We start from the raw sequence: 17148 nt of genomic DNA on the forward strand, positions 1-17148 counted from the left end.
AATAATATTAGAGGTAACTGTTAGATATCTATTTCAATCATTGTTTGCTTATTAGCGGCATGATATTTCTGGCTGATGATAAAATCTATGTGCCCGGAAATATTCTCTATTGTTGGTTCATTAAATAGCTTGACAATATCTATTTTAACTGAGAAAACAGTATTGACACGATGGATCACTTTGACAGCTTTCAAACTATGTCCACCCAGTTCAAAAAAGTTTGAACTGATCCCGATCTGATCAGGATCACGTCCCAATACCTCACTCCATATCTCTACCAGCTGTCTCTCAGTTTCTGTACGCGGAGCAACGTGAACTGAAACCAGCCCCAGTTCTTTCCCCCCATATCCCTGTAATGCTTTACGGTCTGCCTTGCCACTCATCGTCAGCGGGATCACATCCAGCTGGACATAAGCCTGTGGCACCATATATGAAGGCAATAACTGCCCCAGGTAACTCTTCAGTACCAACGGATCCACATCTCCCTCACCAGTGATATAAGCCTTAAGTTCACGCTCCCCTAAATTATTTAAGGGTGCAAGAACAACTGCTCCGCTTATAGCAGCATGCCCCTGTAACGCATTATCAATTTCTCCAAGCTCGATCCGGTAACCACGGATCTTAACCTGTTCATCCATGCGACCAATATACTCCACATTACCATCAGCAAGCCAGCGCCCCAGGTCTCCAGTACGGTACATCCGTTCTCCCAAGCGGTAAGGATTTGTTACAAACTTCTCTGCCGTCAATGCTGCCTGGTTCAGATAACCACGCGCAAGACCCACACCTCCCAAACAAATCTCCCCCGCTATACCGATACCGCATAACTGGTCCTGACGATCCAAAATGAATATCTGTGTATTGCTAATCGGCTTGCCGATTGGAATCCGTTCATCTATCGGTGACGTTGGATAATATGTGACATCAATACTTGCCTCTGTTGGTCCATATAAATTATGTAATGGAACATCCAGTTTATTATACCAATGATGAACAGAAGATAAAGGCAGGGCCTCTCCGCTGGTAAATACTAAACGTAAACCAGATAGCCTTTCCAATGATGCTTCCTCTTCAAAAATAGTCTCGATAAACAGGTTCAGCATCGATGGAACAAAGTGTAAAGCCGTCACTGACTCACGGAAAATCAAATCCGACAGCTGTTCTGGTGATCCGCTGTCCTCAGCCGAACACATCACCATACGCGCCCCCCAGCATAATGGAAGAAATAGTTCCCATACCGAAACATCAAAGCTGAAGGTCGTCTTCTGTAAAATAATGTCATCCTGACTAAAACCATAATGGTTCCACATCCACCACAAACGATTCAATACACCACCATGCTCAAGCATACATCCTTTGGGTTTCCCTGTGGAACCTGAAGTATATAAAACATACATCAGATCCGATGGACTGTGCTCCAATGGCTGCACCGAATCGCTGTAAGCTGATGAAACCGAACAGAAATGATCAAGTTCTGCCCTATCAAGCAAGACCTTACACCCACTGTCTGAAATCATAAACTCAATACGCTCTTCAGGATACCCAGGATCTATAGGAACATACGCACCTCCAGATTTCAGTACTCCTAACAAACTAATAATCAACCATTCACTGCGATCCAGCCTAACCCCGATTAGCTCACCAGGAACAATCTGATAAACAGAACGTAAATACGCTGCCAAACGGTTTGACTCCTGGTCAAGTTCACCATAACTCAAATGCCTCCCTTCAAATATAACAGCAGTCTTTTCCGGATGCTCCAACACCTGTTCAGCAAACAGATCTACCAAGGTCTGTTCCTTCGGATAAGCAACACTTGTAGCATTAAAATCCTCCAACAGCGCTAACTTCTCTGACGTAGACAGGTAATCCAGTCGACCAACCGCTACCGAAGGAGCTTTTAAAATCGTCTCCAGTAAATGTTCAAAATGTCCAAGCATACCCCAAACGGTACCTTCCTCATAAATATCATTGTTATAACCAAGCTGTACTTCCACTCCTTCGTCCTGTTCGATAAAAGTAAACTGAAGATCGAACTTGCTGATCACATCCCGGCTATCTTCATAAACACTCGCTTGAAGCCCCGACAAATGTTTCTCCCAGAATTGCTGCTGAAGTTCTGGCTGTTGTAATACCACAAGTACATCAAACAACGGATGACGGCTCATATCACGTTGCAGGTTCAGCGAATCTACCAGCTCATCAAATGGATAAACCTGATGCTCATATCCACCAAGGGTAACCCTTTTTACCCGGTCAAGTATTTCTCTATAATTTTCTGCCCCGCTAAAGGTCGTTCTCAGTGCAAGGGTATTCACATAAAAACCAAGCTGCCCTTCCAGGTCTGCATGTTCTCGGCCTGCTATGGGACTGCCAATGATTATATCTTCCTGACCTGTGTAACGGTGCAATAGCACCTTCACCGCTGCAAGTAAACCCATAAAAAGAGTCGCTCCTTCTTCTTGTAAGAGTCTCCTGAAGCTTGCAATCTGCCCGCCATTCAGTCTTTTTCTGATCGTCCGCCCATTATACGTTTTCACCAGAGGTCTGGATTTGTCACCCAAAAGCGACAGTACAGGCAACTCTCCGCTGAACTGCTCCAGCCAATAGCCCTTGTGTGCCGCAAATGCGGCTCCTTTCAGCTGCTCCTGTTGCCAGAAAGCATAATCTTTATATTGTATATTAAGCCCTGTAATCTCTTCCACTTCCCCACTCTGATAGGATCCATAATACCCCATCAGTTCTTTAATCAAGATACCCATCGACCACCCATCACTAATGATGTGATGCATCACATAACTCAAAACCCAACTCCTTTCAGATACCCGGTATAAACAGCCATACATTAGCGGCCCTGAGGTCAAATCAAATACCGTTGTAAAATCTTTCTCCACCAGGCTACGCAATACAGTAAGCTCTGTTCCCCTCAAATCCTGCTCATTGATCACAAAACCACCTGTACCTGCATCCTGTATATATTGTCTGACTTCCGCTTCTTCATCTGAACGAAAGACAGTCCGCAGAATTTCATGACGGGAAATCAAAGCATCAAATGAACGCTGTAAAATCTCCAAATCCAATTCCCCCTCAAACCAGTATGCCCCAGGTACATTATAAGCCACATTACCCGCCGAAAACTGGCTCAGTATCCATAAACGACGCTGTGAGGAAGAAAGCACATAACTTTCTGCTGGAGCAACAACAGGAATCCCTGTATAACCCATCTGATGACTCCCTTCAATCAGCAATGCCTGATCTTCCAGTATAGAAACCGAAAACACTTCTTTCAACTCCAGTTTTACACCAAATACTTTATAAACCTGGCTGGTCAAACGAATCGCTTTCAAACTATGTCCACCCAGTTCAAAAAAGTTTGAACTGATCCCGATCTGATCAGGATCACGTCCCAATACCTCACTCCATATCTCTACCAGCTGTCTCTCGGTTTCTGTACGCGGAGCAATATAAACTGCTCCAGTACCAAGCTCCCTACCAGCTAGTTCTTCCAATGCTTTACGGTCGACCTTACCATTTACAGTCAGCGGGATCATATCCAGCAGCGTATAAGACTCTGGCAACATGTACGAGGGCAATAACTGCCCCAGGTAACTCTTCAGTACCAACGGATCCACATCTCCCTCACCAGTGATATAAGCCTTAAGTTCACGCTCCCCTAAATTATTTAAGGGTGCAAGAACAACTGCTCCGCTTATAGCAGCATGCCCCTGTAACGCATTATCAATTTCTCCAAGCTCGATCCGGTAACCACGGATCTTAACCTGTTCATCCATGCGACCAATATACTCCACATTACCATCAGCAAGCCAGCGCCCCAGGTCTCCAGTACGGTACATCCGTTCTCCCAAGCGGTAAGGATTTGTTACAAACTTCTCTGCCGTCAATGCTGCCTGGTTCAGATAACCACGCGCAAGACCCACACCTCCCAAACAAATCTCCCCCGCTATACCGATACCGCATAACTGGTCCTGACGATCCAAAATGAATATCTGTGTATTGCTAATCGGCTTGCCGATTGGAATCCGTTCATCTATCGGTGACGTTGGATAATATGTGACATCAATACTTGCCTCTGTTGGTCCATATAAATTATGTAATGGAACATCCAGTTTATTATACCAATGATGAACAGAAGATAAAGGCAGGGCCTCTCCGCTGGTAAATACTAAACGTAAACCAGATAGCCTTTCCAATGATGCTTCCTCTTCAAAAATAGTCTCGATAAACAGGTTCAGCATCGATGGAACAAAGTGTAAAGCCGTCACTGACTCACGGAAAATCAAATCCGACAGCTGTTCTGGTGATCCGCTGTCCTCAGCCGAACACATCACCATACGCGCCCCCCAGCATAATGGAAGAAATAGTTCCCATACCGAAACATCAAAGCTGAAGGTCGTCTTCTGTAAAATAATGTCATCCTGACTAAAACCATAATGGTTCCACATCCACCACAAACGATTCAATACACCACCATGCTCAAGCATACATCCTTTGGGTTTCCCTGTGGAACCTGAAGTATATAAAACATACATCAGATCCGATGGACTGTGCTCCAATGGCTGCACCGAATCGCTGTAAGCTGATGAAACCGAACAGAAATGATCAAGTTCTGCCCTATCAAGCAAGACCTTACACCCACTGTCTGAAATCATAAACTCAATACGCTCTTCAGGATACCCAGGATCTATAGGAACATACGCACCTCCAGATTTCAGTACTCCTAACAAACTAATAATCAACCATTCACTGCGATCCAGCCTAACCCCGATTAGCTCACCAGGAACAATCTGATAAACAGAACGTAAATACGCTGCCAAACGGTTTGACTCCTGGTCAAGTTCACCATAACTCAAATGCCTCCCTTCAAATACAACAGCAGTCTTTTCCGGATGCTCCAACACCTGTTCAGCAAACAGATCTACCAAGGTCTGTTCCTTCGGATAAGCAACACTTGTAGCATTAAAATCCTCCAACAGCGCTAACTTCTCTGACGTAGACAGGTAATCCAGTCGACCAACCGCTACCGAAGGAGCTTTTAAAATCGTCTCCAGTAAATGTTCAAAATGTCCAAGCATACCCCAAACGGTACCTTCCTCATAAATATCATTGTTATAACCAAGCTGTACTTCCACTCCTTCGTCCTGTTCGATAAAAGTAAACTGAAGATCGAACTTGCTGATCACATCCCGGCTATCTTCATAAACACTCGCTTGAAGCCCCGACAAATGTTTCTCCCAGAATTGCTGCTGAAGTTCTGGCTGTTGTAATACCACAAGTACATCAAACAACGGATGACGGCTCATATCACGTTGCAGGTTCAGCGAATCTACCAGCTCATCAAATGGATAAACCTGATGCTCATATCCACCAAGGGTAACCCTTTTTACCCGGTCAAGTATTTCTCTATAATTTTCTGCCCCGCTAAAGGTCGTTCTCAGTGCAAGGGTATTCACATAAAAACCAAGCTGCCCTTCCAGGTCTGCATGTTCTCGGCCTGCTATGGGACTGCCAATGATTATATCTTCCTGACCTGTGTAACGGTGCAATAGCACCTTCACCGCTGCAAGTAAACCCATAAAAAGAGTCGCTCCTTCTTCTTGTAAGAGTCTCCTGAAGCTTGCAATCTGCCCGCCATTCAGTCTTTTTCTGATCGTCCGTCCATTATACGTTTTCACCAGAGGTCTGGATTTGTCACCCAAAAGCGACAGTACAGGCAACTCTCCGCTGAACTGCTCCAGCCAATAGCCCTTGTGTGCCGCAAATGCGGCTCCTTTCAGCTGCTCCTGTTGCCAGAAAGCATAATCTTTATATTGTATATTAAGCCCTGTAATCTCTTCCACTTCCCCACTCTGATAGGATCCATAATACCCCATCAGTTCTTTAATCAGGATACCCATCGACCACCCATCACTAATGATGTGATGCATCACATAACTCAAAACCCAACTCCTTTCAGATACCCGGTATAAACAGCCATACATTAGCGGCCCTGAGGTCAAATCAAATACCGTTGTAAAATCTTTCTCCACCAGGCTACGCAATACAGTAAGCTCTGTTCCCCTCAAATCCTGCTCATTGATCACAAAACCACCTGTACCTGCATCCTGTATATATTGTCTGACTTCCGCTTCTTCATCTGAACGAAAGACAGTCCGCAGAATTTCATGACGGGAAATCAAAGCATCAAATGAACGCTGTAAAATCTCCAAATCCAATTCCCCCTCAAACCAGTATGCCCCAGGTACATTATAAGCCACATTACCCGCCGAAAACTGGCTCAGTATCCATAAACGACGCTGTGAGGAAGAAAGCACATAACTTTCTGCTGGAGCAACAACAGGAATCCCTGTATAACCCATCTGATGACTCCCTTCAATCAGCAATGCCTGATCTTCCAGTATAGAAACCGAAAACACTTCTTTCAACTCCAGTTTTACACCAAATACTTTATAAACCTGGCTGGTCAAACGAATCGCTTTCAAACTATGTCCACCCAGTTCAAAAAAGTTTGAACTGATCCCGATCTGATCAGGATCACGTCCCAATACCTCACTCCATATCTCTACCAGCTGTCTCTCGGTTTCTGTACGCGGAGCAATATAAACTGCTCCAGTACCAAGCTCCCTACCAGCTAGTTCTTCCAATGCTTTACGGTCGACCTTACCATTTACAGTCAGCGGGATCATATCCAGCAGCGTATAAGACTCTGGCAACATGTACGAGGGCAATAACTGCCCCAGGTAACTCTTCAGTACCAACGGATCCACATCTCCCTCACCAGTGATATAAGCCTTAAGTTCACGCTCCCCTAAATTATTTAAGGGCGCAAGAACAACTGCCGAGGTGATAGCACTATATCCCTGTAAAATATTCTCGATCTCTCCAAGCTCCACCCGGTAACCACGAATCTTAACCTGCTCGTCCAACCGGCCAATAAATTCTACATTCCCGTCAGCAAGCCAGCGCCCCAGGTCTCCAGTACGGTACATCCGCTCTCCCAAGCGGTAAGGATTTGTTACAAACTTCTCTGCCGTCAATGCTGCCTGGTTCAGATAACCACGTGCAAGACCAGCACCTCCCAAACAAATCTCCCCAGGAACACCAACAGGCTGAAGTGCTCCCATTTTACTCAGAATATAAACCTGTGTATTGGAAATTGGTTTACCAATCGGTATTGTACCTGAGCCATGATAATTCTTGCCATTAAACAGAAAGGCGGTAGCACAAATACTTGACTCTGAAGGGCCGTAGGCATTAAAATACATTCCTGTACGACAAAATGAAATTCCTTTATCTAAAATAGCGGTCTCCCCTGCTGTCACCAGCTTTTTTAGTGTGCTTATTGAATCCATCTCTAAAAGCTTAATATAGGATGGAGGTATAGTGGCCAGGTCAATTTTATGATCTGTTATATATTTCGCGAGTAAACCCGGATCTTTTTTTAGCTCCTCATTAATGACATACAATTGCCCTCCTGAAATCAATGCAACGAAAATTTCAGAAACAGATGCATCAAATGAAGAAGCCGCAAATTGCAGGCTTCGTGTTTCTTCATTTACATCGAATATTATTTTCTGCGATAGGATCGTATTACAAATAGTCCCATGATTAATCATTACTCCTTTCGGATTTCCGGTAGATCCGGATGTATAAATCACATAGGCTAAATGATCCGCTTGGATAACAGAATGAATTGAGGGGTTACAGGATTCCATATCTCCCATCTGTAAATCCAATGCAACCACACTTCCCTGGTAATAGTCAAGGTCAAAGATATAATCTGCCTGAGTAAGCAGTATCTGTGCACCTGTATCATTCAGAATAAATTCTTTACGTAATTTAGGATAACCAGGGTCTACGGGTACATAAGCAGCTCCTGATTTTAACACGGCTAAAATGGCAACTATCAGCAATTCTGACCGATCCAGCATAATTCCCACCAGATCATCAGGTCGTATCGTATAATTTGATTTCAGATATTGAGCCACACGCCCAGACTGTTCATCCAATTCCCGGTAACTCAAATGCTTCCCTTCAAATACAACCGCAATATTTTCAGGGTGTAATTCTACCTGTTTTTCAAAGAGATCAACTAGAGTCTGCTCTTTCGCATAAACTATATTAGTTGAATTGAAACTTTGAACAAGTTGAAATTTCTCTTTGTCAGTCAGATAATCAAGCTTACCGATAGCTACAGAAGGATACTTTAGTATGACCCCAAGTATCTGTTCTAAATGCTGTAGTAACCTTTCGGCCGTTGTTTCTATATAAATATCATCATTATAGGTTAAATTAATCGTAAGCGCTTCTGCTATTTCCACAAAATCAAAAACCAGCTCAAACCTGCTTGTACTAATCTCGTTTTGCTTATTTTCAAGGAACATAAATCCATTGGATTTACTGTTTTCCACAAAATCAAACATCTGAGAGTCTTGTAAGATAACCTGAACATCAAATAAAGAATTTCTGGTCATATCACGCTCAATCTTTAAATCATCAACGAGTTCATCAAATGGGTAGTCCTGATGAGAATAAGCATCAATAGTTATTTTTTTAACATTGCTTAACAGCTCCCGATAAGTGTCTGCAGAACTGAATCTTGATCTTAAAACTGTTGTATTTGCATATAGACCAACCTGTCCCTCCAGTTCCGGATGTTCCCTTCCTGCTATAGGACTTCCAATAATCAAATCCTCCTGTCCGGTGTAGCGGTGTAAAAGTACATTCACTGTGGCTAGTAAACCCATAAATAAGGTTGCCCCTTCTTCGTTCAGGAGTGTTCTAAGTTTTGCTATTAATACTGGTGGTAATTTTCTTCCGATCGTCCGGCCATTATAGGTCTTTACCAATGGTCTCGGCTTATCACCCAATAAGTTAAGTACAGGAAGTTCCCCACTAAGTTGTTCCAGCCAGTAAGTCTTATGTACAGCAAGTGCTAACCCTTTCAGCTGCCCCTGCTGCCAGCATGCATAATCCTTATATTGCAACGGAAGTGCTGTAACAACGTTTTCTTTATTATACATGAAAAATCCATAATAGCTCATGAGCTCCTTCAACAGAATCCCCATTGACCAGCCATCACTAATAATATGGTGCATCACATAACTAAAAACCCACCTTGTTTCCGTTACCCGATACAGACACGCACGCAGCAAAGGCCCTGAAGACAGATCAAACACTGTCATAAAATCTTCCCCTACCAACCTGTGTACCAATTCAATATCATTTTCGCAAAAATCCTGAACTCCGATCTCGAAACCATGGACATTTTCATCCTGTATATATTGCCTTACGTCGCCTTCTTTATCTATGCGAAATACAGTCCGCAGGATCTCATGTCTTGCAATCAAAGCATCAAAAGAATACTGCAAACTCTGTACATCCAGTTCGCCTTCAAAAAGATAAGACCCAGGTACATTATAAGCTATGTTTCCTTCCGAAAACTGACTTAGAATCCATAAACGACGCTGTGAAGAAGAAAGCACATAACTTTCTGCAGGAGCTGCAAGAGGGATTTCTGTATATCCAGTTTGATAGCTGCCTTCGATCAATAGCGCCTGGTCTTCCAGTATTGAAATCGAAAATACTTCATTAAGCTTCAGTTTTACTCCGAATACTTTGTATATCTGGCTAATTAAACGGGTCGCCTTTAGGCTATGGCCACCAAGTCTAAAAAAATTTGAACGAGCTCCGATCTGACCAATCTCACGGCCCAGAATTCCGCTCCAAATTTGTATCAAACGCTCTTCCGTTTTATTACGTGGAGCGATGTAATCAGTATTTATCCCCAGTTCCGTCTCACCCGATTCCTCCAGTTTTTTCCGGTCTACCTTCCCATTTGCCGTGAGTGGAATTTCATCCAGCTGCATATAAAACTGCGGTAGCATGTAAGCCGGCAGTACTTTTTCCAAATAACTATTTAAAACCATAGGATCAAGAATATTCTGGCCAGTCACATAAGCTCTTAACTCACGCTCCCCTAAATTATTTAACGGAGCAAGAATAATTGCTGAAGTAACTCCTTCATGTCCCTGCAGAATATTTTCTATTTCTCCGGGTTCTATCCGGTAGCCCCGGATCTTGACCTGGTCGTCTCTGCGCCCAACGAGTTCTATATTTCCATCGGAAAGCCAACGACCTAAATCACCCGTGCGGTACATCAGTTTGCCAATGTGATGAGGATTAGGCACAAATTTTTCTGCTGTTAACACAGGCTGATTCAGATAACCAAGTGCAAGCCCATCCCCTCCCAGACAAATCTCGCCTGTTACACCAATTGGCAGCAACTGATCTTCATTACCCAGAATATAAACCTGAGTATTGGAGATTGGCCTACCAATCAGAATATTGAAATTGCTTCTTATTCTAAAAAATGTACTATAAGTTGTGTCTTCAGAAGGCCCGTAAAGATTCCTTATCTCAGCCCGCTCAAAATCTAGTTTCGAAAGATAACTTGATGGAATAACCTCTCCTGCCATATTTAGTACCTTAATGTTTGTGAGATCAGTACCCTCAGACAATAATAATCCAACTACACTTGGCACCGTGTTCAATAAAATATGGTGATCTGATAAAACATAATCTTTAACAGACAATGCATTTTTTAGCAGACGCATTTTTTTTCCGCTCACAAGTGTGTAGAGAATTTCAAATATGGACAGATCAAAACAAATTGACGTAACCGCGAATACCACCTCATAGGGAGAGGTCGAAAATTCATTTTTACACCAATGTAAAAATGAACTTAAATTACTATGCTGGATCATCACTCCTTTAGGTTTACCAGTAGAACCTGAAGTGTAAATGATATAAGCAAGGCTGGATGGATCGTTAACCAGTTTTAAATTTTCATCAGAAAATGAACTCTCTGAGGAGACAAATTTTTGAAATTTATTCTGATCAATTACGAGTTTACAGGCGCTGTCCTGGAGTAGATATTCTATTCTTTCGACTGGATAATCCGGATCAATAGGAACATAAGCACCTCCTGATTTTAAAACACCCAGGATCCCAATAACCATAGACTCATTTCTTTCCAGCTGAATTGCGATTAAATCTCCTGGTCTAATATTATGATTGGTAAGTAAGTAATTTCCAAATCTGTTAACGCTTACATTCAATTGCGCGTAACTCCATATCTTATCTTCAAAAATCAAAGCTATTGCATCAGGATTACGTCGAACCTGTTCTTCAAATAATTCTATAACTGTTTGATCAGATGAGCCTGGAGATGGTTTAGCATTGAATGATGTCAATAAATCATATTTTTCCTTTGTTTGTAGATATGGTAATTGAAAAATCGGTAGTAGAGGATCAATATAGCATGCTCTTATTAAATTATCAAAATGATCTAACATACTGACAATAAATACCTTATCAAAAACATCTTCAATATAATCAACAGATAAAATTAGAGGGTCAGTCTCTGAATATTCAAGGAGATGAAAAACAAGGTCTTCCTGTTGCGCTCCGTTATTCAAAAATTTTATGGAAGAATTGAGAGTGTTGTTTTCATTCAGATAAATGTTCTTCTGGTATGAAAAATAAACATTATATATATTTCCCGGTCGATCCAGATCTTCCAAAATATCAAAAAGAGGATATTGCTGATGTTTATAACAATCCTTTAGCTCATTCCTGACCTGTAAAATAACCTCAGCAAATGAATTCCCTTTCTCTATAGGTATAGAGAAAGGTAGAACATTGACAAACGTTCCAAGCGTATTTTTGAATTTCCTGTTTCTCCTGTTAAAGACAGGTATACCGATGACAGGCGAATCATTACCATAACACTTATTGAGGATGAATAAGATCGATATAAAATAATGAAATGGTGTGCAACGATTTTGTTTACAAAATAAACTTATTTTGTCATAAACTACTCTTTCAATACTGAGTTCCAAACGTTCTGAATTCTGACCATGATTCAATGGCGTCTTCAAAGAGGTCGAGAAGGCTTTGGTTGAAGGTAAATCCTTAAGTCTGCTTTTCCAGAATGCCTTATCTTCAATGAATTCATCAGATAATCTATAGAATTTTTCACCATTGATAAAATCAAGGTAAGGTCTTAAACTATTTTCATCAGGCTCTTGAAAGTTTAATTTGTCAGGTGAATAATATTGAATTACTTTATTGAAAAACAAAGACATTGAATACCCGTCGAAAATTAAATGGTGAACTTTTGTGTACCAAAAAAATTTGCGGTCTGTGCATTTAAGAATCCTAATTTTAAGAAGATTACCTGATTGATCGAATGGCACAGTAATATCTTCAGACATCCAATCCAAACAAGCTTTATCACTATCATTATTTAATGAAAAATCAATCGTGTCAATGTCAATCTTGCGCGATTGATTCTCCTGAAATCCTTTCTGATCCTCAAAGATATTGTATCCCATTTCAATTACATCAGCTTGCGACAATACCAGTTCAATTGATCTGATTAGTTCAGCCTGATCTAAATCTCCTTCAATAGCGGCATAACCCCCAACATTATACAGTGGTGATGCTGCATAAATATTTTGGGTTAACCAGATTGTTTTCTGATTAGCAGATATATTCATCATTCTATGGATTATTTAAATATTTGGATTACTAAGCCGTGTCAAAAAATCTACGGGAAGAGAGAATTCTTCTTCGATATCAAAATCAATACTTATAAAAGCATGAGGTTTTCTTTTGGAACCGGGACTAGAATGTTCCTGTTTAATAAATCTACGCGAACTAATAATTTCTTATGATTATAATATTCAACCAGCTCACATTGAAGACCTGTTAATGCACCTCCTTTTATGACCAATTGTTTTCCAACGCTAATTCTGTTATCAGACACTTCAACATCAACAGATTCTTTTGTAGCAAGCATGATATTATTCATTACAGAATCACTAACCCTCGACACTATATTATCCGTTTTAATGTAATAGAGGCATCCTTCCGTATCAAGGGTCTGAAAATAGCTGTTCATGCCATCCAGGTAAATAAAAAGATAAGAAGGGAACAACGGAACATCAATATATTTCCGTCTGTCACTCCATACTTTAAGTTTTTTTACGGTTGGAAAAAAAGATTTAATGTTTACTTCAGCCAGCCTGTTATGAATTCTCTTTTCGTGTTTGGGCCTAGTATAAATTACGTGCCACCCTGGGATAAGTTTGCTCATACAAATTATAAGAGTAATTATAAATATTTGGTGTTTTATATATAAAGAGATGGAACAGATTTGACCACATCTTATATAGCTATCGCAGAAGTAAGTCACATACTTACTTTAATCCAGAAGGATAATATATGCTATTGATTGTTAAAATATGAAGACCTTAATGAGCTATATATTTCTAAAATCAATGATATCACCATAGTCCTAAACTATAAATTTCAATTGACGTCTTCAACTATTTTACATGAAAACCAGGTTTCTATATATGAAACGGAAACTTTATTAATTTACAAACTATATAATCAAGTCTTTTATCGAAACATTGCTAATCATGTCTGTCTTATTAATCTCAAAGCAATTTATAATTCCAATAATAATAATTGTATTATTACATTTAGAAAAATAAAACTTATATTAATCGGATAAAACAATAAATAGAGATTAATTAAACTATTTACCGAACCATATAACTTATTAAATCCAATATGATTTCATGCTACGTCATTGATAATGAGGATTATAACACCAACCTCTTAACAGAATTCATTAAAACTACCCCTGGTCTCACATTAAAAGGCACATCAAAGAATCCTCTTGAGGCCTTGGATATACTCAAAACAAATCCTCCTAAAATTCTTTTTTTAGATATGGACATGCCACAAATATCCGGCATCGAATTATCAAAACTCATTGACAAAAAAATCTTTATAATCTTTGTAACAGTGCATTCAAAATATGCTGTGGATGCATTCGATCATAATGCATTGGATTTCCTTTTAAAACCTTTTTCTTACCCTCGATTTCTATTTGCAGTTGAAAAGATTAAAAAACATTTGCATAACAAAAGTGAACATACACATTTCGAAGATTCATTTTATATCAGAACAGGTATCAAAGGAAAGCATATCAGACTTAATTTTAATGAGATCGTATATATCAAAGGTGCATTAAACTACGTGACTATACATACTGAATCTGCAGAATATTTAACCTATATAACTATGAGAGATCTCGAAGAATCGCTACCTCCCAGGTTATTTATAAGAGTTCAAAAATCATATATAGTTAATGAAAAAAAAATCCTTTATGTAAGTAATGGTAATATCATGACTACTAATAATATTGTTATAACGGTAGGACCAAGTTATAAGGAATCATTTTACTTGAGATTAAATGTGAGTACGATTGATCAGAAAAAAACAGGTCCAAACTGAGATGATTAATTTTGATACTTTCAGAGCTTCTTTATCTAAATCAGGATTGGCTTTTTTAGAAACCCTAATGCCTATTATTCCCTCCTTTTTCTTAATGGCTACTACATTGAGTACTGATTACTAGCTATAAAAGCATCTCTATGCATTCTAGCAAAGGCAATGAAGTCAATTACCTTATCTTTATATTTAAGATAATTTCGTAATGGATCACAAGAAAGACTATTAATTTTTGAGCCCAGATCTCTTATAGATTTTCGATAATCCTGATCAAAGGACGACTACCTATGGTAACTTCGCCGACGAAAATCAGCTCCAAAAAACAATAAAAGCTGCTTCAAAATTTCTTCTGAAACAGCTTTATGTGGTCGCTAATGCGCAAATTTCGAACTTTTTCCTTTCTGATTTAGCTTTAATGGCCGATTTTTTCGAAAAAATAAATAATGGTGATTTCCTTCCAATCAACCTAAGTCAATAAACCAAATTCTATTCTTTATTTTCGACTATATGAAAATAGTAATGATTCCACGAGACAATTTACATACTTGGTTCTTGTATGTCCTCGCTTTACCACATAATGCCGCCTGTAAGACATTGAAAGATAAGACCTATTGTAACAAATGTATTAATTCGGTGTCTTAACATTAAGACAATCTTTAACAAATTCATAAAGAAATATCAGAAAACAACGATTCTTGACATACAGGAACTGAGTTTAGATGAAGGCGTATATTGGCTTAAAGGCGCGAATGGCTCAGGAAAAAGCACCTTGCTGAAATCTTTAGCTGGCATTTTACACTTTGAAGGCGATGTTTTGCTTAACAAGCTAATCAGTATAAAAAAACATAAGCGTGATTACCGCAGGTTAGTGAACTTTGCGGAAGCAGAACCGATCTTTCCTGAATTTCTTACCGGAAAAGAGTTGATTGATATGTTCGCTGAAGCAAAAGGTGGAACAAATGAACAAAAGGCATTTTACCCCCAGACAATTGGACTTCAACCATATCTAGATCAGCCGTTGGGTACTTACTCCAGCAGTATGTTGAAAAAACTTTCGCTGATATTGACTTTTATGGGCAAGCCAAAACTCATTTTATTGGATGAACTGGATATTCTGGCGATACTGGTTCTTCCCCACTTTTGGTGGTTAAGATGGAGCTAATACGAGCCTTTTTTCCAAAAGACCAAGTGAACACCTCCCGTACATTTGCCGTTTTAACGTTTTAACGTTTTAAGTTTGTTCACATTCCCTTCCACTGGCCCATTGCTCCAGGCTAGGTCGAAAGCATTTTTTATCGATTTCAGATCTTGCCTTAATCCATTTGCAAATCCACGTAACTCATTAATTGAAGAGTTTATAGCTTTTGAAATCCATGATTCTAAACCCTCACTACTTCGATCCCTAAGCATCATTTGCCGGAACTCCCTTATAAACCACAATGACTGCCTTAAGGTAGCTGAGGAATCACAAAGATCATTCAGTATATCAGCTTCATTTTTTGAAAGCTTTTTTGCCTCCTTAAAAAATAGCTGGGATGTGATTGATGGCCTCCAGAAACTTAGATTGGTTGGTAATACTTTTTTTTCTCTTTTTTTACTACCAATGGCCATTTTGTACCTCGCCAGACCATCGGACAATGTAGAATATGCACCTCGGTAGCCAAGGTTTGATAACTCCTGATGTAACGTTTTTAGCTGGATTTCCGGTACCTCTATCTTTCTTTTCTTTATATAGTTGAGAAATTTCTCTAGGCCAGTTGGCGAGCTGTACCTCTTTTTTGGTAATTCCTCACAATTCTTATACTTTCTGACCGTTATACGGCTCATCTTGAATCTTCTTGCTATCTCCTTGATGGGAACACCTTGCTCAAGCAGCAATTTCACTTCTTTAAATTTCCTTTGTTGAGCGGAGGGGACGGTACTTTTTAGGATTCGTGGTTCAGTTGTCTTAGTCTCACGGTTAGCTTCTCTGACTTTTTTCAGAGCTAAATATTCCCGATCCAAGATCTTCCGCATTGCCTCACCTAGGTTTTTCAATAGATGCCAACGATCTGTAACCTGGATAGCTTCTGGGGCACCTTTTGTAGAAGCTCTCTGGTAATTACCATATCTGTCTCTGGAAATAACTTTGACTTGGTTTCTTTCCAGTAGCCAAAGGCTAAGTGTTTTTTCCTCTCGATCACCGAGTAATCCGATTGGGCGATTCGTTGATAGGTCTACAAGTATACTCCCATATCGTTCTCGCTTCTTTATCGCCCAGTCATCGACACCTAGAGCAATCACATTATTATTGCTGGGAAGTTCCGTTTTTTCTATTATCCGCAATAAGGTAGTATCAGATATAGGAATCGAAAGCTGGTTACAGATGCGTTCAGCAGATTTTCCACCAGATTCGATGACTATATTTAATAATTTAATATTTAGCCTGTCGGTTCTTCTTTGATAAGGCTTGAAATGGTCAGAGTATCGCTCTGTAAATACTTTCAACGGGCACTCCAGGGTATTACAATAAAATTTGCGTGCCCGCAAAACGATTTTAGAACACTTTCCGAATGCAGGAAGGTCAGCAAATTTTCTTGTATAATAACTGTGAACCTTTGATGAGGCTTCCTCACAATTTGGACAAAATGACTTTTTACTCTTGCTTGAAATATAGATAATAAAGCTATCTGTTTCATTATCTACTGATACAACCTTAAATTGATTGACATTATTGAAGATTACTTGGCTGGCATTCATTAAGTTAGTAACGATAGAATG

Annotated in this window: 5 protein-coding genes; 2 read left to right on the top strand and 3 right to left on the bottom strand. The window is 39.9% G+C overall.

The genetic code is table 11. The annotated features are described in order from the left end of the window. Positions 1-20: 20 nt before the first annotated feature. Positions 21-12584, bottom strand: a complete 12564-nt coding sequence (locus AY601_RS14055) for a non-ribosomal peptide synthetase (RefSeq protein ID WP_068402165.1) — start codon at positions 12582-12584, stop codon at positions 21-23. Between the two features lie 89 nt (positions 12585-12673). After that, on the bottom strand, positions 12674-13180 hold the full coding sequence (locus AY601_RS14060; RefSeq protein ID WP_068402167.1) for a UpxY family transcription antiterminator: 507 nt from the start codon (positions 13178-13180) through the stop codon (positions 12674-12676). A gap of 482 nt (positions 13181-13662) precedes the next feature. On the opposite strand from AY601_RS14060, the gene AY601_RS14065 reads away from it, so the two are divergent. Beyond that, positions 13663-14391 carry a LytR/AlgR family response regulator transcription factor gene (locus AY601_RS14065; RefSeq protein ID WP_068402169.1) on the top strand — a complete coding sequence of 243 codons (729 nt, stop codon included), beginning with the start codon at positions 13663-13665 and terminating at the stop codon, positions 14389-14391. A gap of 706 nt (positions 14392-15097) precedes the next feature. Then, positions 15098-15550 (top strand): ABC transporter ATP-binding protein, encoded by a 453-nt coding sequence (locus AY601_RS14070; protein ID WP_257722248.1) that lies wholly within the window; start codon positions 15098-15100, stop codon positions 15548-15550. 53 nt (positions 15551-15603) lie between these two features. Here the strand turns inward: AY601_RS14070 and AY601_RS25725 are convergent, their stop codons facing one another. Next, entirely contained in the window at positions 15604-17127 is a 1524-nt protein-coding gene (locus AY601_RS25725; protein ID WP_157287926.1) for an ISL3 family transposase, read from the bottom strand. Between the last annotated feature and the right edge of the window lie 21 nt (positions 17128-17148).

This window comes from Pedobacter cryoconitis (genome assembly GCF_001590605.1).
In the GTDB taxonomy this organism is placed as follows: Bacteria; Bacteroidota; Bacteroidia; order Sphingobacteriales; family Sphingobacteriaceae; genus Pedobacter; species Pedobacter cryoconitis_A.

Bases quoted from the DNA above. Each gene is read 5' to 3' on its own strand.
- AY601_RS14055 (WP_068402165.1), bottom strand. From the start codon at position 12,584: ATGATGAATATATCTGCTAATCAGAAAACAATCTGGTTAACCCAAAAT.
- AY601_RS14060 (WP_068402167.1), bottom strand. From the start codon at position 13,180: ATGAGCAAACTTATCCCAGGGTGGCACGTAATTTATACTAGGCCCAAA.
- AY601_RS14065 (WP_068402169.1), top strand. From the start codon at position 13,663: ATGATTTCATGCTACGTCATTGATAATGAGGATTATAACACCAACCTC.
- AY601_RS25725 (WP_157287926.1), bottom strand. From the start codon at position 17,127: ATGAATGCCAGCCAAGTAATCTTCAATAATGTCAATCAATTTAAGGTT.